Here is a 25,017-nt window from a genome sequence, read left to right as displayed (position 1 = left end):
GAACGCACGGAGGAAGGTGGCGAGGGATTGCCTGAAAGAATTAACCGCCCTGCCCAAATACGACGATATCGCAGTAACCGCAATTCTCGATAAATACACACCCAAATTTAAACCACTCAACCACATGAAGTTCAGCGCTAAATCAGTGCTGGCGTATTATGTGCGGATGATTCAGAAGGAGATGAAGGATGGAGGATAGATTTTATACCGTTAGGCAGTATGCGAAAAAGCTCCAACTCTCAGAAGGTACAATTTATAGAAATCCCCTGAAATATTATATGTTCCGAGTCGGTGGCTTATGGAGAGCCAATGACGAAAGCCTGAAAAAATTTGAACAACAAAATCTAAAAGACAATAATATTTTCCGGCTGGCTGTAGTCGGTGGTAAAGAGGAATCACTATGCCGATCTACAAAAGAGGTAACAAATATTGGATCGATGTATCAGCGCCAAATGGCGAAAGAATTAGACGATCTACTGGAACGGAGGACAAACTAAAAGCCCAAGAGTATCACGATAAGGTTAAGCATGAGTTGTGGCAAATCGAAAGGCTAGATAAGCAACCAGAAAGATATTTTGAGGAAATGATTATCTTAGCCTTGCGAGATGCAGAACATCAATCGAGCTTTGCTAATAAACAAATTTATGCACGTTACTTTTTGCTTATCTTCAAAGGACGAAAGATAACATCAATCACCAACGAAGAGATAGCTAACTCATTGCCTATGTACAATCCCAAGACAAAAAGAAAGTTATCAAACGCAACGCAGAATAGATATAGGGCTTTCATTATGCGTGCATTCTCTCTTGCGCACAAGATGGGATGGTTTAATAGGCAGCATCATGTCTCTCGACTAAGTGAGCCTAAAATTCGTGTCAGATGGATAGAGCGGCATCAGGCTAGGTCATTGGTAGATAATCTCAAATACGACTGGATGAAGAAGCTAGTATCATTTGCTTTACTAACAGGCGCAAGAAAGGGAGAGATCCTGTCTCTAACGTGGCGCAATGTCGATATCAACAGAAAAATCGCCGTCATTACGGCAGAGAATGCAAAATCAGGTAAGGCCAGAGCAATCCCTCTCAATGAGGAGGCTATTTCCATTCTCCGTGAACTACCGAGAGATGGTGAGTTTATTTTTTCATCTAACGGTAAGCGTAGAACACAAATGAGCCGGACTGATTTTGATAGAGCGCTAATAAAATCAGGAATTGATAATTTCAGATTTCACGATCTGAGGCACACATGGGCTAGCTGGCATGTTCAGGATGGAACTCCTCTAATGGTTTTGAAAGAAATGGGAGGATGGGAGAAATTGGAAATGGTCAATAAATACGCACACCTAAGCGGCGAACATTTAGCCAAATATAGCGGCGCTGTCACATTTTTGGCACAGCCCGATAATTATGACAGCCAGCAACAGCATTTAAGGCTAGTAACTGGCTGATTTTAAATGTTATTTAAGCGTCATTAATCAGATTCGTTTTCCCAGACATCAGAAAGACAGTCTGATGCTATGTTTAGATGCCATTCAAATCAGCGAAGCTGAAATGAAGAGTATTTTGATTTTAAAATCTTTTATTGCAAAGCACTTAATTTATATCGGCACCGTTTCTTCTGGTACTCACTCTTCTGATACCCGCTCTTTTACTGCCATTTTATTGCGATTGATAAACATTGCATCACCATAACTAAAAAAGCGATATTTTTCTGCTACCGCTTCTTTGTAGGCATTCATGGTATTCTTATAACCGGCAAACGCAGAAACCAGCATGATAAGTGTGGATTCAGGCAGATGGAAATTGGTGATCAGTGCATCTACAACCTGATATTCAAATCCAGGGTAAATAAAGATTTGGGTATCATCAAAAAATGGCGCGATAACCCCATCCTGACAAGCTCTCGCGGCACTTTCCAGTGAACGGACTGATGTTGTTCCTACAGCAATAACCCTGTTGCCACGCGCCTTACATGCCAGTACTGCATCCACGACATCCTGTGGCACTTCCGCATATTCGGCATGCATTACATGATCTTCGATGGTTTCTACTCGCACAGGTTGAAAAGTACCGGCACCAACATGCAGGGTGACAAAGGCCATTTCAATACCTTTTTCACGCAAGGCAGCCAAAAGAGGTTCATCAAAGTGCAATCCGGCAGTCGGTGCTGCCACTGCGCCTGGGCGTTCATTATAGACTGTCTGATATAGCTCGCGATCCGCATCTTCATCAGGACGAGCGATATAAGGTGGCAAAGGCATATGACCAATCTGGTCCAAAATGGTCAATACATCACGCTCATCATCAAAACGGATTTCGAACAAAGTATCATGACGCGCCAGCATCGTTGCCTTAATGTTTTGGGTCTCACCGAGGATAAGCTCAGTGCCTTCTTTCGGTGCCTTGGAAGCCCGAACGTGAGCAAGCACTCGCTTATCATCCAGCATCCTTTCGACTAAAACTTCCAACTTCCCCCCTGTCGCTTTACGGCCAAACAGGCGCGCAGGGATAACGCGGGTATTATTGAAAACCAGCAGATCACCAGCTTCCAGCTTATCCAGCACATCAGTAAAAACACCGTGCGTCAGTTTGCCCGTTTCACCATCAAGGGAAAGTAAGCGGCAAGCACTTCGCTGTGGCTGGGGATAGTGAGCAATCAGCTCTTCAGGCAGTTCAAATGTAAAATCAGCGACACGCATTTTATCTGTATCATTCAAAAAAACAGGCGGACTAGTCTAGTGCTGCAAGCGCGAGGGTGCAACAAAGAAGCACCTGGTTTAACTATTTACGGTGCACTCTTTACTGTATACTCGCACAATGAATTTTCTCGCACACCTTCATTTAGCTGCATTAGCGGAAAGTTCCTTATTGGGGAATTTGATGGCGGATTTCGTCCGAGGATCTCCAGAAGGCACATTCAGTTCTGACATTGTAGCGGGTATCCGTATGCACCGTCGGGTGGACAGCCTGACGGATAAGCATCCACTTGTCATGGCAGCACGCAAATTATTTCGCCCCGAATATCGGCGCGTTGCCCCCATTACTCTTGATATCATCTGGGATCACTTTCTTTCTCGGCATTGGGGCAAGTTTGAAAAAAATTACTCCCTGCCCGAATTTATCAATCTTGCCCGCCACAATATAGAGCCTCATCTCGCTTCAACTCCTGAAAAATTTCAGGAATTGAACAACTACCTCTGGTCACAAAACTTGTTCATCCGTTATGCCGATATGTCATGCATCGCCAATGTCTTGCAAAGCATGGCTCGCAGGCGTCCCAAATTATCCGCACTGACAGGATCGTATCAGGATATAGAAAATCATTACCTTGATTTTGAAGCACTATTTTGCCAGTTCTACCCAGAAATGATGGCACTAGCATCAAATAAGCGTCTGCTTGAGTAGCATCTGTCTTGAACTTTTCATCACTTGAATTTTTCATAAATAGTTTTATCTTATGTAGTCTAAAAGGAATTAAAAACATCTTATTGATAGGTAAAATCTATTATAATGATTGGTATTTTATCCTTTATTGCTATAACCTAATTCCTTATGCTGTAACCCGTTTTTACATAACATCTTTTTAAAATCACAGGAGTCAATTATGGTTTTAGTAACCCGCCAAGCCCCTGACTTTACGGCTGCCGCAGTTCTCGGTAACGGTGAAATTGTTAATAACTTCAATCTGAAAAAACACCTGAATGGCCGTCCTGCTGTTATTTTCTTCTGGCCAATGGATTTCACTTTCGTCTGCCCTTCTGAGCTGATTGCTTTCGATCATCGCTATGAAGAATTCCAGAAACGTGGTGTTGAAATTGTTGGTGTATCCTTCGACTCTGAATTCGTTCACAACGCATGGCGTAAAACCCCAATCAGCGAAGGCGGTATCGGCGAAGTCAAATACCCAATGGTTGCTGATATCAAACGTGACATCATGAAATCTTACGGCATTGAGCACCCAGAAGCTGGCGTTGCTCTGCGTGGCTCTTTCTTGATTGACAAAAATGGTGTTGTTCGTCATCAAGTGGTTAACGATCTGCCACTGGGCCGTAATATCGATGAAATGCTGCGTATGGTTGACGCTCTGCAATTCCATGAAGAGCACGGCGAAGTTTGTCCTGCACAATGGGAGAAAGGCCTGGAAGGTATGGGCGCTTCACCTGAAGGCGTAGCAAAATACCTGACCAAAAACGCTGATAAGCTGTAATCCCGTTAGGATTCAATCAGTTCATAACTTTATGTTATGAAGCATTCCAAACCAGCCGCCCAGTCGGCTGGTTTTTTACTTTCAAAAATCCTGAGCTTTAGATAAGGTGAATTACGCATTCGCAACAAAAACACCACAAAAACTCAAATCAATTAACGATTGATTAATAACAATTGGCCTATCCTCAGGAGAACAACACATGTTCAAAGCATGGAAAATACCACTTATCGCTGTATCCCTACTTATTTCTACTCCACTTTATTCTGCCACTGAACCTGCTGTTGAAGCTAAACAGGGCATGGTTGTCAGCTCACAACGTCTTGCTTCACAAGCTGGCATCGATATTCTCAAAATGGGTGGGAATGCCATTGATGCCGCAGTTGCTGTTGGATATGCCCAGGCAGTGGTTAATCCCTGCTGCGGTAATATTGGCGGTGGTGGCTTTATGACCATCCATCTCGCTAATGGAAAAGATACTTTCATCAATTTCCGTGAAACAGCCCCTGCCGCGGCTAACGCTGATATGTATCTGGATAAAGATGGAAAAGTTATCAAAGGTGCCAGCCTGTATGGTTATAACGCGATTGCTGTACCAGGCACAGTCATGGGATTTGAAGAGGCATTGAAAAAGTACGGCACATTAACTCGCGAACAAGTCATGGCACCGGCCATCAAACTGGCGCGCGAAGGCTATATACTGACCCGTGGCGATACCGATATTCTGGATACTACAGTGAAGCGTTTCGCTCAAGATCCAGAAGCTGCCCGTATTTTCCTGCGCAAGGATGGCACACCATTCGAACCAGGGGACAGGCTTATCCAAACCGATTTAGCCAACACGCTGGAAATGATTGCCAAACATGGGCCTGATGCTTTTTATCACGGCAAAATTCCCCAATTAGTTGAACAAGCATCAAAAAAATCAGGCGGAATTATCACCGCAGCGGATTTTGCCAATTACCATATCACAGAAACAACACCCGTCACTTGTAGTTACCGAGGCTACAAGTTTATCTCTTCTCCACCTCCCAGCTCTGGCGGTGTTACGTTATGCGAGATATTAAACATCATTGAAGGCTACGATCTTAAATCCATGGGATACAACTCTGCTGCTTATATTCACACATTGACAGAAGCCATGCGCCACGCCTATATGGATAGAAATACCTATCTGGGCGATCCCGCCTTTATTAATAACCCGCTTGATCGACTGTTAAGTAAAAGTTATGCCGAATCGATCAGAAAAGAGATTCAACCGAATAAAGCCACTCCATCGGTGAATATTCAACCAGGCATTGGTTCCCATGAAAAACCGGAAACTACCCACTATTCCGTAGTAGATAAAGAAGGAAACGCGGTATCAACAACTTACACCATCAATGGACGTTTTGGTGCCGTTGTAATTGCGCCAGGAACAGGCTTTTTCCTTAACGATGAAATGGACGACTTCACAACTAAAGTTGGTGAGAAAAACCTGTACGGGCTAGTGCAAGGTGCAACCAACTCAATAGCCCCTGGTAAGCGCCCACTATCATCAATGAGCCCAACACTCGTGACCAAAGATAATAAAATCTTCCTGGTCTTAGGTTCTCCCGGAGGTTCACGCATTATCTCCATCACGCTACAAGCGGCCCTGAATATCATCGAATTCAACATGCCACCACAAGAAGCTGTCAATAGCCCACGGATCCATCATCAATGGCTACCTGACGAAGTCTATTATGAACAACGTGGCTTGTCGAAAGACACCCTAAACTTACTGGAAAAAATGGGCTACAAAATGGTGGAACAGATACCTTGGGGAGCCGCAGAATTAATCATGATTGGATTGCCGGGTGCCGCTGGTGTGACTCCACAATCATCAGGTAATGATTCAGCCGTATCAGGTATTGTCCGTGAAGGCTACATCTACGGCGCCAACGATGCACGGCGACCTGCCGGTGCCGCTATTGGTTATTAACCCGAATAACTCAACAAAAAAGGGTGAGCCGTTTTCAGCGGCTCACCCTTTTATCATCTAATAACGTCATTTACATCATGAACAAATTTTATTCCTACTTCTCTTCAGGCTGCACTTCATACTTTGGGAGTTTTACGCCTCCTACGATGCGATCATAAATGGCGCACACAACAATCGTCAGCAAAGTAGGCAATAACCAAGCCAAACCCTGATCCGCTAATGGCAAATGATTCGCCCACCCTGGTAGTAAATGGGATAAATACTCAGAAGCTTTTATTGCATCCAAAATTCCAAACAGCAAACTGATAGACATGGCAGGAGCCAAAATGCGGGTGAAATTATTCCACCAACGGATTGTAAAGCTCAGTAATATCAGCGCGATACAGGGTGGATAAATTGCCGTCAGTACTGGAATTGAGAACTTAATCAAGTGACTTAAGCCCATGTTAGAAACCAGCATGGAGAATGTACCTAAAATCAGTACCAGAGCACGATAAGACAATGGCAAATAACGGCTGAAAAATTCAGAGCAAGCACAAGTCAAACCGACAGCAGTCACCATACAGGCAACAAAAATCAGTAGCGCGAGGAAGAAACTGCCGTAGTCACCAAAAATATTTTGGACATAGGCGTGCAAAATCACAGCACCATTCTCTGCTGTAGGCACTAATGTGCCACTACCTTCCCCAAGTTTGAACAAAGAGAGGTACACCAGCGTCAAGCCAAGACCAGCAATCAAACCAGCCCACATGGCATAGCGCGTCAACAGAGAAGAAGCTTCAACCCCTCTGGAACGGGCCGCATTGACAATAACAATACCGAATACCATTGCGGCCAGTGTATCCATTGTCAAATAGCCATTGACAAAGCCATTTGAAAACGGAATTTCCCGATAAGTTTCAATAGCAGGAACAGGGCCACCTGCCGGCCACAACACAGCCGCAATTCCCAAAATGGCTAACGCCACGATTTTGATTGGAGCCAATATATGGCCAACGTTATCCAGTAGTTTTCCTGGATACAATGAAATCAGCACCACGAGTGCAAAATAGATCACGCTATAGATAAATAAAGGAAGATCACCTGTTCCGGTAAGTGGTGCAATACCCACTTCAAAAGAAACCGTTGCGGTTCTAGGTGTTGCAAACAGGGGGCCGACAGCTAAATAGCAGACAGTTGCCAGAATCAGACCTGCAGTTTTTCCAATCGGTGTACTGAGTGCTTCAATGCCCCCACCCACTTTTGCCAACGCAATGACAGTAATGACTGGCAAGCCAACAGCGGTTAGCAAAAAACCGGCGGCTGAGATCCAAACATTCTCTCCTGCCTGCAAGCCAACCATAGGCGGAAAAATAATATTTCCCGCACCAACAAACAAGGCAAAGGTCATAAAGCCTAATGCCCAAATATCCTTAGATGATAAACGGTATGCCATAATGATTGTTAATGTATTTTGCCAAAAGAGATGCATCTGCGACAGTAACTATCGCTAGCACTTGAATTTCACTGGCGAGACCGAATTCTGATTTAACCGTCAGTGAGCAACATAATATTCACTGATAATCGCAAGATACAGAATGATAGTAGTAATAACAGCTAGAATCGCCAATAACTGTCCCCAAGTAAAACTTTTATAGCGCTAAAAGGCAAGCACAAAACCAAAAACCAGAACAATATCCTGAACTGGTTTTTAAAATCAGTTATTATTGTTATCTATCATTGAATACACACTATATGATTTGTGTGTTTTTTTGCTCATGCGCATTTTTTGTTCATGGCGATTAATAAATCATTTTGTCATAAAACTGTTTTTGGCAGCAGCTATAAGCCTAGACGCCAATAAAAAGCTAAAAACTGAGCCCTTTCCTAAAGTACTCGCAATATCAAGATGAGTATTGTAGTGATGCAATGCATGTTTCACTATCGCCAAACCTAACCCATTTCCCCCAGTTTGACGTGAACGCGCTCGATCGACGCGATAAAAACGTTCTGTCAGACGTGGTAAATGTTCCGCGCTAATCCCACCACCATTATCTTTCACTTTGAACAGTGCACCTTGGGAAACATGTCGCCAACTCACCTCAATCCTTGTGCCCGGCGGGGTATGTTTGATGGCATTATAAATAAGGTTAGACATTACACTGCGCAGTTGTTCTTCATTACCAAATACATTCAGTGTTTCATCGATATCAAACACAATATCATACTGTTCATTTCCCAGGGCCAACGCTTCCCGTTGCAATATTTTCAACATGTTGGGAACATCCACGGCTTCATTCATGTCCACTTGTGGTCCCCCTTCAATTTTGGAAAGATGCATCAGTTGCTGCACCAGGCCATCCATTCTTCGTATTTGTTCCCGCATCGTACCGATAACCTTCTGGTTCACCTTATTGCCGAACGCCTGATCCTCCATCATTTCCAGATAACCTTGCAGTACAGTGAGAGGAGTTTTGAGTTCATGACTCACATTGGCAAAAAAATCCCGTCTGGCATTTTCCAACAGTCGTTTTTGGGTGATGTCACGCGCGACCATCAATAATTGCTTCTCAGAATAAGGCATAATGCGGAACTCCATCATATTGCCATTATTCAATTCGATGGACAGAGGGTGGGAAAAATCATTCGCTGTGATATAACGGCTGAAATCAGGATAGCGAAGCAGGTTGAAAATATGCTGACCATTATCTTCAGGCCAGCGGAACCCTAGTAAATGTTGTGCCAGACGATTACACCAAAAAATATTGCCTTCCGTGGTCATTATCACCATGGCATCCGGCAATGATTCAGCCCCGCTACGAAAGCGTTTGATGAGTAATGCGAGTTCACGACGCCGTTTACGATTGCGTTGCTGCATCTGGTAAATACCATAAAAGATAGGTTCCCAGCCGCCACGACCGACAGGCGGTAACATATTGCGATCCAACCATAACCAATCGGATAATTTCAGCAAATTATAGCCATGCCATACCAGAGCCAAAAACAGTGCGATAACCAGCAGCCATGCCAAGTAACCGATAAAAAGAGACAAAATGACAGCGGGCAAGCAAAAAAGCACAAGCCCCCATACCAACTTTTTCCAAAATAAACGCTCAAGCACGTGACTTTACTCCAAACAGTCAATAGCGGGTAGAAAAGCGATAACCTGTACCACGCACTGTTTGTACCATCTTAGCGTGATCCCCTATCTCCAACGCTTTACGCAACCGTCGGATATGTACATCAACCGTACGATCTTCCACATAAACATTTGTTCCCCACACATAGTTGAGTAACTGTTCACGACTATAAACACGCTCAGGATGAGTCATAAAAAAGTGGAGAAGTTTGAATTCAGTTGGCCCCATTTCCAAATCTTGTCCCTGACTGGAAACGCGGTGGGATGATGGATCCAGAATCAATCCATCCATATCAATAATGTCTTCCGACTCTATAGGTAAAATACGCCGCAAAACAGCCTTAACCCGGGCAATCAATTCCTTAGGTGAAAACGGCTTCGTTATATAGTCATCAGCACCGACATCTAAACCACGTACCCGATCCTCCTCCTCCACCCGAGCCGTGACCATAATGACAGGGATCGCCTTAACGTTATTATCCCGCTTCATTTGCCGGATAAGTTGTATCCCAGAACCTCCTGGCAGCATCCAGTCCAATAATACCAAATCAGGATAAGGCTCAGACAAACGTCTTATTGCTGTATCGTAATCTTCGGCTTCAATGGCTTCATAACCGCTTTGCTCCAATGCAAAACAAACCATTTCACGAATCGGCACTTCATCTTCAACGACCAAAATGCGTTTAACCATGATCAATCCCGTTAATATCATTAAGGTGAGTGACTTTCACTGCAAATATTATGAGTCAATTTTATGACACTTTTATGAAATTCCTTATTTCTCAATTAACAAGATACAAACTGGTTTCCAAAGAAAATCCTGCATCTTTGTCATATTTCATTAGAAATGCAAACCAGCTCGAAAATTCAGTAAAGGATGCCAAATTACACAGGACATCCCTCACACTGCCATTATAATTAGCACCTGCAACAGGCGATAAGTAGCGGGCTAGAAAAACAATTAGGGCAACGGCGGGAAAATCATGCGAATCATTCATACATCTGACTGGCATCTTGGCCAATATTTCTTTACTAAAAGCCGCGCCGCTGAACATAAGTATTTTTTGCAATGGCTGATTGAAAAGATCGTACAGCATCAAGTTGACGCACTCATTATTGCCGGTGATATTTTTGATACCGGCTCCCCACCCAGCTACGCACGCGAACTTTATAACAAATTCATTGTGGCACTACAGCCCACAGGCTGCCAACTTGTCATTCTCGGTGGAAACCATGATTCCGTTGCCACACTCAATGAATCTAAATCCCTTCTCTCTTACCTGAATACCACTGTGATTGCTAATGCTGAAACCAAAGATATAGCACAGCAGATAAAGATCCTGTATGGCAGAGACAGTAATGCCGGAGCGATTCTCTGCGCTATTCCCTATCTGCGTCCACGGGATATCATCACCAGCCAGGCGGGGCAATCTGACGCACAAAAACAGCAGGCGCTACAGGATGCCATCACCGAACATTACCACAGACTCTATCAGCAAGCTTGTGCATTACGAGAGCAGCTCGGCCAGCCATTACCGATTATTGCCACTGGTCACCTCACTACGGTGGGAGCTTCCACTACGGATTCCGTTCGCGATATTTACATTGGCACATTAGAGGCCTTCCCCGCACAATCCTTCCCTCCTGCTGACTATATTGCACTGGGGCATATCCACCGCCCGCAAGTCATCGGTAAATCAGAGCATATCCGCTATAGCGGCTCCCCCATTCCACTCAGTTTTGATGAAGTGGGACAAGAAAAAAGCGTCTGCTTAGTGGACTTTAAATCAGGTAAACTCGATAGCATCACACTTTTACCGATCCCATATTATCAGCCTATGCAGCTTATTCGTGGTAATTTGCAACAAATTGAAGAGCAATTACACTCTTTCAAGGAATATCAAGGAGAGCGTCCGGTTTGGCTGGATATTGAAGTCGCAACCCAAGATTACCTGCCCGATATCCAAAAACGCATCCAAACCCTCAGTGAAGGCCTGCCTGTTGAGATTATTCTGCTACGCCGCAGCAAAAGCGCTCGCCAACTGTCATTGTCTGAACAAAATAAAGAAACACTTACCGAGCTAAGCGTAGATGAAGTCTTTGAACGTCGTTTGGCGCTGGCTGAAATCGATGATCCCGCGCAAAAACAACGCCTGACCACGTTGTTTAAACAAACGCTGGATGATATTTCTCAGCAATAACATGAAGAGAACATGCCATGAAAATTCTTAGCTTACGGCTGAAAAATATCAATTCCCTGCAAGGTGAGTGGAAAATTGACTTTACGGCAGAACCATTTGCCAGCAATGGATTATTTGCCATTATTGGCCCAACTGGTGCAGGAAAAACCTCCTTATTGGATGCCATTTGCCTCGCCCTGTATCATGAAACACCAAGGCTCAATACTATTTCTGCTTCGCAAAATGAATTAATGACCCGTCATACCGCAGAGTGCCTTGCTGAAGTAGAATTTGAAGTCAAAGGCATTGCTTATCGGGCATTTTGGAGTCAGCGCCGTGCTCGCAACCAAGCAAATGGCAAACTCCAACCCCCAAAAGGAGAATTGGCCCTCAAAAAAGAGGGAAAAATTCTGGCTGATAAAATTCCAGAGAAAAAAGAAAAAATTGCCGAAATAACTGGACTGGATTTCAGCCGTTTTACCAAATCCATGCTTTTGTCACAGGGAAATTTTGCCGCATTTTTAAATGCACAGGATAAAGATCGGGCAGATCTACTGGAAGAGCTAACCGGTACAGAAATTTACGGCATTCTGTCCCAGGAAATTTACCAACGTCATAAAGAGGCACAATCTGAACTGAACATTCAGCAGGCTAAAGCCTCTTCCATTGAATTACTCACGCCAGAACAACAACAGGCATACCAAAACCAGCAACAACAGCTTATTACAGAAGAAACCCAACTCAGCCAACAAATGAAGGCGTTACAAACTGCCGAAAATTGGCTTTTGCGACAGGATGAGCTACAGCAATCACTGGTTAGCTGTGCTTCACTTTTACAGCAAACTGAGCAAGTAATTCAAGAAGCACAACCTCAGTTGCAACAACTTGCTGCTAGCGAACCAGCAGAGAAAATCCGTCCATTATGGGATGCACAAAACCGCGCCACTCATGAAAAACAGCGGATTGTGGAACAACGCACAAAAATAGAGCATGAGCGCCAACAACAACTGGCAATGCTGCAACCTGCTGAACAGCAACTGGCTCAGTTGGATAAAAAGCGGGAAGAGCATCAACAGCATCAAAATCAGCAAGAAAAGCTCATCTCAGAGCAAATTATGCCACTCGATCATAAAATTGATATTCAATCCAAAGAGCTGTTGAAACTTGAACAAGAAATCGCAGGACAAAACCGTGATCTCACAGACATTTTATCCCAACACCAAGCCACACAGGATAGAACGGCTACCTTAAATAACGAACAAAAGACGTTGGAGTCCTACTATGAGCAGCACCCTTATTACTGCAATTTGGACAGCAAACTGCCTGAATGGAAACAACTATTCACCCGTCAGAAAGAACGACGAGAAAAAATAGACCAACTTACCCAAAGCACTCAACAAATTGGCTCAGAGCTTGCCCGTACAACCGATTATTTACATAAATTAAATGCAGAGCTGGCTAAACAGCAAGAACAGAGCCAAATACTGCGTAATAGCTTTGCCTCTGCTGAAAACCAACTCACAACGTTGCAGCAAAAGCATCCTTTGGAACAGTTGCAGAGAAATTTAGAAAATTATCAGAAAAAATTGGTATCACAGAACCAATTGGAGATCTTGCTTCCCCAGATCCAACAGTTACAAACAGCGATCTCAGCCGATCAAAGCCAATTGAACCAATCTCAAGCATTGATAAAAGCCTTACCTGATCAGATCGCAACCCTCAATCAACAGTTGGTAGATAAACAGCAACATTATGACGATCTCACCAATCGAATTCGTTTGGAACAACGAATAGTCAGCCTGGAAAAAGAACGGGCACAATTAAAAGAAGGTGAGTCTTGTCCGCTTTGCGGCTCAACTCATCATCCTTTAATCAATGAATACCAGAATATTGCCCTACCACATTCAGAAGAGCGCCTGAAAACCCTGCGTCAACAGATTGATCAACTGCAAGAAAATCGTACAACCCTACGGCAAAAACAACAGCTTCAACAGCAGTATGGCGAACAATTACAGAAAAATATCGCACAATACCACGCTAAATTGACGGAATGGGTTAAACAATGGGAACACCATTGCCAGCAGTTGCAGGCTACAGAATTACCGATGGAGACAAAGACGGTTAATTACTTTATCAGCCAACGACAATCTGCTTATCACCAAAACCAAGCGCAGCAGGAAGCCCTATTACAGGCAGAGAAAAACTATCAAACAGCCGAAAAAGCACTTGCTACCAACCGAGAACAATACCAAGCCTGTGAAAAGAGTATTGAACTGGAAAAATTCAAACAGGATTCAGCGCAAAAACAATTGACAGAAAAGACAGCAGAAGCTCAACAAATAGAAGCCGACTATGCAGCGACAGCACAACAGTTAAACACGGCATTACAGCCGACCCCTTTCACACTTCCTGTCTCTCATGAAATAGAAAACTGGCTGCAACAGCGTGAACAAGAATTAAAAAACTACCACGATTCACGAGAAAAGTGGCAGCAACTACAAAAAGAACAAGCAGCCTTGCAAAGCAAACTGGGTGAACTAGACAAACAAAAAAATAAGCTCTCCACTCACCTTCATACTTTGAGGGAACAACAACAACAGCAAATGCAGTTATTGGAACAAACACGTCAGGAACGTCAGTGTTTATTTGGCGAACAATCCATCATTGCTGTTCGTCAGGCCTTGCAGCAAAAAACCAATGAATTGGAAATCGCCTACAAACAGGCTGTTTTCCATCTGCAAACACTGCAAAACAAAATGAGTCAATTAATCGGTGCTGCCAGTGAAATAGAAAAAAGCCACACCATTGCCGAAGAAAACTACAAACTTGCTATCAGCCATTTACAAACAGGCTTAGAACAGCAAGGCTTTCCCGATCAATCATCCTTTGAACATGCCTTATTGGAACCAGAACAGCGGGAAAAATTACAACAGTTACAAGAAAAACTTGAACAGCAACAATTGCAAGCTAAAACACGGCATCATGAATCAGAAGTGGCCTTACAGCGACATACAGAAACGCAGCCACAATTGCTTAATCAACATGAACCTCAACAACTATCCACCATATTGACCGACGTTACGACTAAGTTGAAACAAAATAACCAACAACAAGGTGAAGTCAGAATCGTATTGAACAGCAATGCAACTCGCCGTCAACACCAACACAAGTTACTGGCACAGATCGCACTCTTACAACAGACATATGATGACTGGAGCTATCTCAATAATCTCATTGGCTCTGCCGATGGCGCGAAATTCCGCCGTTTTGCTCAAGGTCTGACATTGGATCATCTCGTACATCTGGCAAATATCCGATTGGAAAAATTACATGGGCGCTACTACTTGCAACGCAAAGATGACGGCGGACTGGAATTACAAATCGTTGACACCTGGCAAGCGGATGCTACGAGGGATACCAAAACGCTTTCTGGAGGAGAAAGTTTCCTTGTCAGCCTTGCTCTTGCTCTCGCCTTGTCTGATCTAGTGAGTAACAAGACACAAATAGAATCCCTGTTCCTTGATGAAGGGTTTGGCACGCTTGATCCTGAAACTTTGGATATCGCTTTGGATGCACTGGATCACCTTAATGCATCAGGAAAGACTATCGGAGTAATTAGTCATGTAGAAGCATTAAAAGAGCGAATTCCTGTTCAGATCAAAGTGGAAAAAAAGAATGGATTGGGTTTCAGTCAATTAGCTGCAGAATTTCGGGTTTAAACATGGAAATCAAATAGTAACAACCGCTTGAGCAATGCGTATGGTGTGTATATAATATTCGAAGCGGAAAGGAGGCTGCTTGAACAGTTCAGATTTAATGAGATTATTGGAAAAAAATGGCTGGAAACTTAAACGAATCAAAGGGAGTCATCATCAATTCACTCATCCTGAGTTCGCTGCGGTGATAACAGTTCCCCACCCACGTAGAGATATTAAACCAGGAACTCTCAGCAAGATTCTAAAAGACGCAAAACTCAAACAATCCAGTTAATGGATTACGAATTACCCAGAAAAAATATACAGATAAAAGTGGAATAAAATTATGTTATATCCAGCATTTGTCGAAATAGATCAAGATGGTAGTGCCAGTGGCTGGTTTCCTGACGTTGCAGGGTGTATCTTTGCTGGTGACACACTTGAAGCAGCACATTCTGATGCGCAATCTGCGATCAATGCACATTTCGAGTTAATGAAAGAACAAAACCTGGAATTCCCATTGCCAAAAGCCATGCAAGAACACCTTGTAGAAAAGACCGGTGAATACAAAAATGGGCAATGGCTTTTAATTCCTGTAGATATGAGCCAGTTCGAAGACAAAACAGAGCGGATTAATATTACCTTACCATTGCGTTTAATCAATCGCATTGATACAAAAGTCAAGCAGCATCCCGAATATGGTAGCCGCAGTGGATTTTTAGCTTTGGCTGCTCGTAAAGCACTACAATAGACTATGGAGAGCCTGCTTAAGCAGGCTCTTTAATTTAGTGCTTAATAATATAAAGATCCTTCGTTGATATCATTCCCAGCAGATCGGCGTGATAACCACCAATATAAGGCTTAACCAATATCGCAGTGACATAGTAATAAACGGGTATAATAGGAGTCTCTTTTGTCATAATATCGAGTGCATGTTGAAAATCTTCTTTTTTATTAGTTTCTCCTGCTTTACGAATCCAATTATCAAAGTCTTTATTAGAATAAAATGAAGTATTATTTGTTTGATTTGTTGTAAATATATTAAAAAAAGACATTGGGTTATTATAATCGCCAATCCATCCACCTCTAACAACATCAAATTTACCTTGATGTTCGTTCTCCAACATTACTTTCCACTCTTCAGTTTGTATATTAGCAATAACACCGAGATTCTTTTTCCACATTGAGGTTGCAGCAATAGCAACTTTTTTATGTAAACCTGATGAATTATAAACCAAATTAAATTTAAGAGGATGATCTTTATTAAAACCTGCTTCATTTAATAACTGTTTGGCTTTCTCATTACGTTGCTCTTGTGTCCATGATACATAATCAGGTTGTTTAAATTTAAAACCACCAATTCCAGGAGGCAAGATTGTGTAAGCAGGTATTTGCCCTTGGGCAACGACTTTATTGGCAATAATATTTCTATCCAAAGCAAGACCTAGCGCTTGTCGGATCCTAATATCTTTAAACAAAGGTTCTTTATTGTTAAACTGATAGTAATATGTGCTAAGTATAGGCGAAATATGAATTTGTGAACTCATATTTTTCTTTAATGAGGCAAACGATTCTAATGGAATTGTAAATGTAATATCTATTTCTCCAGCCAGATAACGGTTTAAATCTGATATATCTGATGACAATGGAAGATAAGTTACTTTATTAATAACAGTATTTTTATTATCCCAATAATAAGGGTTTCTCACTCCAACAATTTTTTCATTCACTTTCCATTCAGCTAATTTAAATGCACCACTAGAAACAAAAAACTCAGGTTGAGTCCATTTATCTCCGTATTTTTCAACAACTTTTTTGCTAACTGGAGACGTAATCGAGAACGCCAGCATCTGCAAAAAATATCCAACCGGTTTTTCTAGCCTTACCTCCAATGTCGAATCATCCAAGGCTTTTACACCAAGCTCCTCCACTTTTTTCTTTCCGGCCAAAACCTCTTTGGCATTCACCACAGAAGCATCAACAAAATAGCTACCATATGGAGAAAGTGTTTTAGGATTTGTCAGCCGTCGCCAGCTAAAAACAACATCATGAGCGGTAATGGGTGTACCATCAGACCATTTGATTCCTTTCCTCAAATGGAAAATCCACGTTTTATTATCCTTCGTTTCCCAGCTTGCAGCCAATTTGGGTATGATCTGGCCTTGTTTATCCGTGCCCACTAACGTATCAAAGAAATCATTGATAATATTTAGTGCTATATTACCTTCGACTTTATCGACATCCAGTGAAGCAGGCTCCGCACCATTATTACGAACAATTTCTTGTTTTTCCGATAATTGTGTATCAGGTGGAATAACTGCGGCATAAGATGATGTGATACTACTCAATATAATACTGATAGAACAACCTAATGTTTTAATCTTTTTTTTGCTGATTTTATTTAACATGTCATGTCTCCCCATAGCTGTGCTGTAATTATTTATTTTTGTCCTCCATTTTGTTTTCAATCCATGTTACAGCATGACACGCTATTTATTACTCAATAAATTATTTAGTGCAACAACAATAAATTTTTTGATTGAGTATTTTTCAAATGGATATTTGACATTCATTTTTATTTTTCTTTTAAAATCAATTTAATATATTCAGATTATTTAAATACACCCGAAAGTGATTAAAAATTCCCATCTAGAAATATAAAGAAATACTGTATTTATAGCTATATAAATAGCTTTCCAAAATGATAGGACACTGCTTGACTCCTTGCGGCGCAAGGAGTCAAGCTCTCCACTAACCTTAGTCGCTCACTATTATGAAAAGGTATTTATTTATGCACAATAGTTTTCAAATTACTGCAAAATAGCAAAGAAAATAATTAACAGATTATTTTAATGTTTTAAAACAATCATGAGGTAGGCCACAGGTTCCTTTTCCCGATTGAAGTAGCCTTTCAGATAGCTACTCACCCATCACGAATCATATCATATATCAATTCAAGGGATTGTTTCTGAGTTAGTGTCAGATCAATTTTCATGGCCGCTAGCATGAGCTGATTTGAATAATAAATCAGCATCTTTAATAATTACGGGTATTGTTTGTATATTATTTAAAAGATTACCGCAATTTTTATTGTGCTTTAGGTCAAGGTTATTGTATAAAAAAGAGGAGTAAAGAAATAAAAAAACATAAGGTTGTCTAATGAATAAGACCGAAACAGTTAATAAAAAGAAATTTAAATTTGGGCTAGGCTGGCAAATTTTAGCTGCGCTTATATTAGGAATTATTGTAGGAGCAGTTTTACATGACAATGAACACAAACAGTGGTTAATTGTTAATGTTCTTTCTCCTGCTGGGAAAATATTTATCCAGCTTATTAAGATGATTGTTGTCCCAATTGTTATTTCAACATTAGTTGTTGGTATTGCCGGTGTTGGTAATACTAAGCAATTAGGAAAACTAGGCTTAAAAACAATTTTTTATTTTGAGATAGTAACAACAATTGCAATCGTTGTAGGCATTTTTTTAGCAAATACGTTTAAACCTGGTGTAGGTATTGATATGTCTACTCTTCATCAAGTAGATATATCTCAATATGAACGTACAACACAGCAGGTTGAAAATCATTCACATGGTATTATTAATACTATTCTATCATTAGTACCTGATAATATTTTTGCTGCTATGTCCAGTGGCGACATGTTGCCCGTCATTTTCTTTGCTGTATTATTTGGTTTAGGCTTATCATCACTACCGAAGGAAAAAAAACAACCTTTATTAACGGTATTACAAACATTCTCTGAAACCATGTTCAGGGTTACTCATATTATTATGATGTATGCTCCAATCGGGGTATTTTCGTTGATTTCAGTAACAGTAGCTAATTTCGGGTTTAGCTCATTATTGCCATTAATAAAATTAGTTATTTTAGTTCACTGTGCAATTTTATTTTTTGCTATTGTCATTCTTGGTTTGATTGCCCGCTACTGCGATATCAACATTTTTACGCTCTTTAAGATCCTCAAAGATGAACTACTGTTAGCCTATTCTACTGCCAGCTCAGAAACAGTATTACCCCGTATCATGGATAAAATGGAACAATATGGTGCGTCAAAATCAGTTACCAGTTTTGTTATTCCAATTGGTTATTCATTTAATCTCGATGGCTCAACACTGTATCAGAGTATCGCCGCCATTTTTATTGCCCAACTCTATGGAATAGATTTATCGCTTTGGCAAGAAATTACGCTTGTCCTCACATTGATTATTACCTCAAAAGGAATTGCCGGTGTTCCAGGGGTCTCTTTCGTCGTTCTGTTGGCAACGCTGGGAAGTGTGGGAATTCCATTAGAAGGTTTAGCCTTCATCGCGGGGATTGACCGAATTCTTGATATGGCTCGTACCGCATTAAATGTAGTAGGTAATGCACTCGCTGCACTTGTTGTGGCTAAATGGGAGAGACAATTTGATCAGCAAAAATCTAAGCAATATGAAGAATCACTGATTTCTAAATAACATTTATTTTTAGTCGTATTATCCTGAAAGGAAAAGCAATCCTTGCTTTTCCTTTTAACCTATGTCACGCTCCACTACGGTTATTAATGCTCGATGATATAAAGATCTTTTGTGAAATATTCACCTCTTGTATTAATATTAAATCCGCCAACATAAGGTTTAACCATATTATGGTTCACATAAAAATAAATTGGAATAGCAGGTAAGTCTTTGGCTAAAATATCTGAAGCCTGCTGATAATAATCTTTAGCATTATTACTGCTTGCTTTTTCCACTAATTTATCAAACTCAACATTTTCATACATGGATGTATTTTTGACTTGATTAGATGAAAATATGGATAAAAATGTCATCGGACTATTATAATCAGCAACCCATGCCCGCCGGATGACATCAAATTTCCCCTGATGCATATTATCCAACATCACTTTCCATTCTTGATTCTGCAAAACAGCATTTACACCAAGATTTTTCTTCCACATTGAACTAACCGCAATGGCAATTTTTTTATGTCCTTCCTGAGTGTTATAAAGCAGATTAAAAGTAAGAGGGTTATTTTGATTAAATCCAGTTTCATTCAATAACTTTTTCGCTTTAGCAATACGCTGCTCCTGAGTCCAGGAAGCATAATCAGGTTGTTTAAAATTAAAGCCTCCTATATTTGGCGTGAGCATAATATATGCCGGTAATTGTCCCTGTCCCAATATCTTATCCACAATGATATCGCGATCTATGGCTAAACTCAGTGCCTGCCTGACTCTGACATCATTAAATGGCGGTTTTTTATTATTAAACTCATAGAAATAGACTGTAGATTTAGGAGAAATACGTACCTGATCAGGTAATGTTTTCTTCAGCGATGGAAAAGATTCTGCGGCAATAGTATTGGTAATATCAATTTCTCCCGCCAGATAACGGTTTAAATCTGCTTTTTCTGAAGAGAGCGGAAGATAGGTTACTTTATTGATCACTGTGTTTTTATTATCCCAATATAGAGGATTTCTGACTCCGATTATTTTTTCATTGACGACCCACTCAGCGAGTTTATATGGACCACTTCCCACAAAAACTTCTGGCCTGGTCCATTTATCACCAGATTGTTTTACTGCCTTTTCACTTATTGGAAACATAACAGGATGAGTCAGCATCTGTAGAAAATCTCCGACAGGTTTATCTAGCCTCACCTCTAGCGTCTTGTCATCCAACGCTTTTACCCCAAGCTCTTCCGTTTTTTTCTTACCCGTCAATACCTGATTTGCATTCACTACAGCAGCATTCTCAAGATAACTTCCATAAGGGGAAACGGTATCGGGATCAATCAAACGCCGCCAACTGAATACCACATCATGAGCCGTAATAGGTGAACCATCTGACCACTTGATATCTTTTCTTAAATGAAAAATCCACGTTTTATTATCATTAGTTTCCCAACTGGCTGCTAACCTTGGCTCAATATTGCCCTGACTATTAACCTGAATCAGACCATCAAAAAAATCATTAATAATATTAAATTCGACATCACTTGAAACTTTATGTGTATCCAATGAAGCGGGTTCTGAACCATTATTACGTACAATTTCCTGCTTAGCGGCCAGTTTTGTTCCTTCAGGAATAACAGCGGCATAAGATATTGCTATATTCCCAATCATGGCAGAGATAGCTAAAGAGAGAACTTTTATCTTTTTATTTATCGTTATTTTCTTCATATTCAACCCTTCATAACTGTATTTATTTTTTATATTTCAACCCGACATTTTTCTACAACAAATTGATTGATATTCAATATTTAATAATATAGAGATCTTTTGTCGAGATATAATCCATTGGGGTAACGTAAAATCCACCAACATAAGGCTTCGCCAGACGATTACTGACATAATAATAAATAGGGATCACTGGAATATCATTATTAAAAATGTCCATTGCTTTTTGGTAATAAGCGACATCATCGGTTTCACCTGCTTTAATGACTGTCTGATCAAAATCATTATTGGCATATTGTGGTATATTATGACTGCTTCCTGTCAGGAAAGTATCCAAAAAAGACATTGGGCTGTTGTAATCCGCTGTCCATGCGTATCTGACAACATCAAACTTGTTCTGGTGCATATTATCCAACATCACTTTCCATTCTTGGTTTTGTAGGCTGGCTTGAACACCTAAGTTCTGTTTCCACATTGAAGTGACAGCGATGGCAAGTTTTTTATGAGATTCTCTCGTGTTATAAAGCAAGTTAAATTTGAGCGGGTTTTTCTCGTTAAAACCGGCTTCGTTCAACAACTCCTTAGCTTTTTTTACCCGCTGCTCTTGTGTCCAGGAGGCATATTCTGGCGGGGTTAATGTGATACCACCGATATTAGGGGGCAGAATATCATAAGCAGGTAGTTGCCCCATTCCCAATACCTTATTAGCAATCACATCTCTATCTATGGCTAAACTTAAGGCTTTTCTGACTCTAACATCATTAAACGGCGGTTTTTGCGTATTAAACACGTAATAGTAAGTACTGAGCATAGAATTAATATGAACTTGATCACCCAATGTTTTCTTTAATGATGCAAAAGAATCCAAAGGAATGGTCATAGTCATATCAATTTCACCGGCAAGATAGCGGTTTAAATCCGATTTTTCTGATGTGATAGCAAGATAAGTCACTTTATTAATTACCGTGTTTTTATTATCCCAATAATGAGGATTCCTGACACCAATCACATTTTCATTCACTTTCCATTCAGATAGCTTAAATGCACCACTGCCAACAAAAACATCTGGATGTGTCCATTTGTCACCATATCTTTTAACCGCTTTTTCACTCACCGGGACCAAAATTGGATGGGTTAGCATTTGCAAAAAATAAGCCACGGGTTTATCGAGTTTCACTTCCAATGTGAAATCATCCAGCGCCTTCACACCAAGTTCTTCCACTTTTTTCTTGCCTAGTAATATGTCGTTTGCATTAACCACGTGGGCGGTTCCAAGATAACTGCTATAAGGCGAACCCATTTCTGGATCAAGAAGACGTCGCCAGCTAAATACTACATCATGAGCGGTAATCGGCGAGCCATCAGACCATTTAGCGCCTTTTCTTAAATGAAATAGCCAGGTTTGGTTGTCATTCGTTTCCCAACGTTCAGCCAATCTGGGCTCGATATGACCTTTTCTGTCGGTGTAAACCAAACCATCAAAAAAATCATGGATAATATTCAACTCAACATTACTTTCTACTTTATGTACATCTAAAGAAGCGGGGAAAGAACCATTGTTACGCACAATTTCTTGTTTTTCAGCTAATTGTGTTCCCGGTGGAACAACGGCAGCATAAGAGAATGTGATGTTTGTTAATAGTATTCCCATCGAACAGGTAAGAATTTGGGTGAGCTTATTTTTCATTAAACCTGCCATGATTTTTTTCATATTTTGATTCTCCATTAATTACTATTTTTACTATTACACTACTCTACCATTTTTATTTAACTTATAATTTCAATTAACTTTGATAAGTAATAATAGCCGACTGCAACAGGCTCTTATCACTTATCAAAAAATTAGTGCTTAATAATATAAAGATCTTTTGTCGGGATATTTCCCATTGAGTCCACGTGGAATCCACCAACATAAGGCTTGACTAGTTTTACACGGACATAATAATAAACGGGGATGGCGGGTATTTCTTGATTGAGAATATCAATGGCTTGTTGGTAATCAGCTGGATCATTAGTTTCATCCGCCTTTAAAACCCATTGATCAAACTCCTTATTCTGATATTGGGTATGATTATTGGTATTACCTGATGTAAAAATATCTAAGAAACTGGTCGGGCTACTATAATCGGCATTCCATGCGTATCTCGTCACCTCAAAGTTGCCTTGAGCCATACTATCATTTTGTGTTTTTGTTTCCTGATTTTGTAAAATGATTTCCACACCTAGATGCTTTTTCCACGCCGAGCTGGCAGCAATGGCGATTTTTTTATGAGCATCGGAGGTGTTATATAGCAAGGTAAATTTGAGTGGATTCTTTTCATTAAAACCCGCCTCATTCAGTAACATTTTAGCCTTGGCAACGCGCTGGTCTTGTGTCCATGAGGCATATTCAGGCGGTTTTAAATAAATACCTCCAGCGCCCGGAGACACGACATCATAAGCGGGCTTTTGACCGTTGCCTAATACCTTGTCAGTGATAATGTTTCTATTCAGTGCTAAAGCCAGCGCTTGTCTGACCCGAACATCATTAAATGGCGACTTTTGTGTATTAAAGAGATAATAATAAACACTCATTATGGGACTAACATGCAATTGCTCGCCAAACTTCTTCTTAACGGTTGGCAAGAATTCCGATGGCCCTCCATTGGATATATCAATCTCTCCTGTCATATAGCGGTTTAGATCCGCTTTATAATCTGATAATGGCAAGTAAGTGACTTTATTAATTACGGTATTTTTATCATCCCAATAATGGTGATTTCTGACACCAATAATTTTTTCATTCACTACCCATGCAGAGAGTTTAAAAGGCCCATTGCTGACAAAATGTTGAGGCTGAGTCCACTTATTGCCATATTTTTTAATAACCTGTTCACTAACAGGAGACATTGCGGGATGCGCCAACATTTGCAGAAAACCCGCTTTTGGCCTTTCCAGTACAATTTCTACCGTTGCATCATCCAGCGCCTTTACATCGAGTTCTTGCGGTTTTTTCTTACCAGATAGTACATCACGGGCGTTCACGACAGTAGCCTGAATCAAGTAGCTACCATAAGGAGAAATCGTATCAGGTGTCACCAGCCGCCGGAAAGAAAAAACCACATCATGGGCGGTAATCGGTGAACCGTCAGACCATTTAACCCCTTTCCTTAAATGGAAGATCCATGTTTTATTATTTTTAGTTTCCCAGTTTTCCGCTAAAGCAGGAATAATATTTTCTTTTTTATCGGTATCAACTAAACGCTCAAAAAAATCCCGCAAGATATCAAATTCACTACTTCCCTCAGACTTATGCGGATCTAAAGAACTAGGTTCGGAAAAATTGTTGCGGGTAATTTCCTGCTTATCCGCCAATTGAACATTGGGAGGAACAATCGCAGCATACGAGAAAGTGATATTTCCCAGAATCAGACTGACAGAACAGATAAATATTTTAGCTATTTTATTTTTTGTTATCTTTACCAGAATTTTCTGCATATTATTGGTCTCCATAATTGTTTTCAATATTAAATAATCAATACATATATCACTGTTACCTGATGACTATTACCGATATGAAAATGACTATATTGAGTAATATATTCGAGTAATTTGAAATTTATTCTCATACCAAAGTGCAACGCATAATAATTAGCGTTGCATTTCTGATCTGGATCAAACAACCGTTACAGTATCTTTGATC

The 25,017-nt window shown here is 40.8% G+C and carries 18 protein-coding genes; 10 read left to right on the top strand and 8 right to left on the bottom strand.

Annotated features, from left to right (window positions below; genetic code table 11):
• Positions 1-199: hypothetical protein (locus tag Xets_RS22630; protein WP_222941630.1), on the top strand; the 199-nt coding region annotated here is incomplete at its 5' end.
• A gap of 201 nt (positions 200-400) precedes the next feature.
• Positions 401-1,447 (top strand): site-specific integrase, encoded by a 1,047-nt coding sequence (locus Xets_RS17280; protein ID WP_187652198.1) that lies wholly within the window; start codon positions 401-403, stop codon positions 1,445-1,447.
• A gap of 177 nt (positions 1,448-1,624) precedes the next feature.
• Here the strand turns inward: Xets_RS17280 and queA are convergent, their stop codons facing one another.
• Positions 1,625-2,698 carry a tRNA preQ1(34) S-adenosylmethionine ribosyltransferase-isomerase QueA gene (gene queA, locus Xets_RS17275; protein WP_187652197.1) on the bottom strand — a complete coding sequence of 358 codons (1,074 nt, stop codon included), beginning with the start codon at positions 2,696-2,698 and terminating at the stop codon, positions 1,625-1,627.
• 118 nt (positions 2,699-2,816) lie between these two features.
• Between queA and Xets_RS17270 the strand changes: the two genes are divergently transcribed.
• The 3 genes from Xets_RS17270 (at position 2,817) to ggt (ending at position 6,166) form a co-directional block, all read left to right on the top strand.
• Positions 2,817-3,404 (top strand): ACP phosphodiesterase, encoded by a 588-nt coding sequence (locus Xets_RS17270; RefSeq protein WP_099132560.1) that lies wholly within the window; start codon positions 2,817-2,819, stop codon positions 3,402-3,404.
• A gap of 199 nt (positions 3,405-3,603) precedes the next feature.
• Positions 3,604-4,206, top strand: coding sequence for a peroxiredoxin C (locus Xets_RS17265; RefSeq protein ID WP_099132457.1), 603 nt, complete (start codon positions 3,604-3,606; stop codon positions 4,204-4,206).
• Positions 4,207-4,405: 199 nt separating this feature from the next.
• On the top strand, positions 4,406-6,166 hold the full coding sequence (ggt, locus tag Xets_RS17260) for a gamma-glutamyltransferase (RefSeq protein WP_187652196.1): 1,761 nt from the start codon (positions 4,406-4,408) through the stop codon (positions 6,164-6,166).
• A 94-nt stretch (positions 6,167-6,260) separates the two neighbouring features.
• Here ggt and brnQ read toward each other — a convergent pair whose 3' ends face one another.
• The 3 genes from brnQ to phoB form a co-directional block, all read right to left on the bottom strand.
• Entirely contained in the window at positions 6,261-7,601 is a 1,341-nt protein-coding gene (brnQ, locus tag Xets_RS17255) for a branched-chain amino acid transport system II carrier protein (RefSeq protein WP_187652195.1), read from the bottom strand.
• Between the two features lie 354 nt (positions 7,602-7,955).
• The gene (gene phoR, locus Xets_RS17250) at positions 7,956-9,266 is read right to left on the bottom strand and encodes a phosphate regulon sensor histidine kinase PhoR (RefSeq protein ID WP_187652194.1); all 1,311 of its coding nucleotides are present in this window, start codon (positions 9,264-9,266) and stop codon (positions 7,956-7,958) included.
• A 19-nt stretch (positions 9,267-9,285) separates the two neighbouring features.
• Entirely contained in the window at positions 9,286-9,975 is a 690-nt protein-coding gene (gene phoB / locus Xets_RS17245; RefSeq protein ID WP_099132454.1) for a phosphate regulon transcriptional regulator PhoB, read from the bottom strand.
• 292 nt (positions 9,976-10,267) lie between these two features.
• Between phoB and sbcD the strand changes: the two genes are divergently transcribed.
• From sbcD to Xets_RS17225, 4 genes are all read left to right on the top strand, one after another.
• The gene (gene sbcD, locus Xets_RS17240) at positions 10,268-11,485 is read left to right on the top strand and encodes an exonuclease subunit SbcD (RefSeq protein ID WP_099132452.1); all 1,218 of its coding nucleotides are present in this window, start codon (positions 10,268-10,270) and stop codon (positions 11,483-11,485) included.
• Positions 11,486-11,502: 17 nt separating this feature from the next.
• Entirely contained in the window at positions 11,503-15,183 is a 3,681-nt protein-coding gene (locus tag Xets_RS17235; protein WP_187652193.1) for an AAA family ATPase, read from the top strand.
• 79 nt (positions 15,184-15,262) lie between these two features.
• Positions 15,263-15,454: a type II toxin-antitoxin system HicA family toxin gene (locus Xets_RS17230; protein WP_099132450.1), complete on the top strand. Its 192-nt coding sequence runs from the start codon at positions 15,263-15,265 to the stop codon at positions 15,452-15,454.
• Between the two features lie 51 nt (positions 15,455-15,505).
• Entirely contained in the window at positions 15,506-15,910 is a 405-nt protein-coding gene (locus tag Xets_RS17225) for a type II toxin-antitoxin system HicB family antitoxin (protein WP_187652192.1), read from the top strand.
• A gap of 34 nt (positions 15,911-15,944) precedes the next feature.
• Here Xets_RS17225 and Xets_RS17220 read toward each other — a convergent pair whose 3' ends face one another.
• Entirely contained in the window at positions 15,945-17,567 is a 1,623-nt protein-coding gene (locus Xets_RS17220) for an ABC transporter substrate-binding protein (protein ID WP_167450522.1), read from the bottom strand.
• A 751-nt stretch (positions 17,568-18,318) separates the two neighbouring features.
• Here Xets_RS17220 and gltP point away from each other — a divergent pair.
• Positions 18,319-19,632: a glutamate/aspartate:proton symporter GltP gene (gltP, locus tag Xets_RS17215; protein WP_099132447.1), complete on the top strand. Its 1,314-nt coding sequence runs from the start codon at positions 18,319-18,321 to the stop codon at positions 19,630-19,632.
• A gap of 83 nt (positions 19,633-19,715) precedes the next feature.
• Here the strand turns inward: gltP and Xets_RS17210 are convergent, their stop codons facing one another.
• The 3 genes from Xets_RS17210 to Xets_RS17200 form a co-directional block, all read right to left on the bottom strand.
• Positions 19,716-21,338 carry an ABC transporter substrate-binding protein gene (locus Xets_RS17210; protein ID WP_187652191.1) on the bottom strand — a complete coding sequence of 541 codons (1,623 nt, stop codon included), beginning with the start codon at positions 21,336-21,338 and terminating at the stop codon, positions 19,716-19,718.
• Between the two features lie 73 nt (positions 21,339-21,411).
• Positions 21,412-23,046 (bottom strand): ABC transporter substrate-binding protein, encoded by a 1,635-nt coding sequence (locus Xets_RS17205; protein WP_187652190.1) that lies wholly within the window; start codon positions 23,044-23,046, stop codon positions 21,412-21,414.
• A gap of 131 nt (positions 23,047-23,177) precedes the next feature.
• Positions 23,178-24,812, bottom strand: coding sequence for an ABC transporter substrate-binding protein (locus Xets_RS17200; RefSeq protein ID WP_187652189.1), 1,635 nt, complete (start codon positions 24,810-24,812; stop codon positions 23,178-23,180).
• Positions 24,813-25,017: the final 205 nt, after the last annotated feature.

It is taken from the genome of Xenorhabdus sp. TS4 (assembly GCF_014467265.1).
Classification (GTDB): Bacteria; Pseudomonadota; Gammaproteobacteria; order Enterobacterales; family Enterobacteriaceae; genus Xenorhabdus; species Xenorhabdus ehlersii.
Note: the sequence above shows the minus strand (reverse complement) of the source record. Positions and strands in the feature narration are given on the sequence as shown.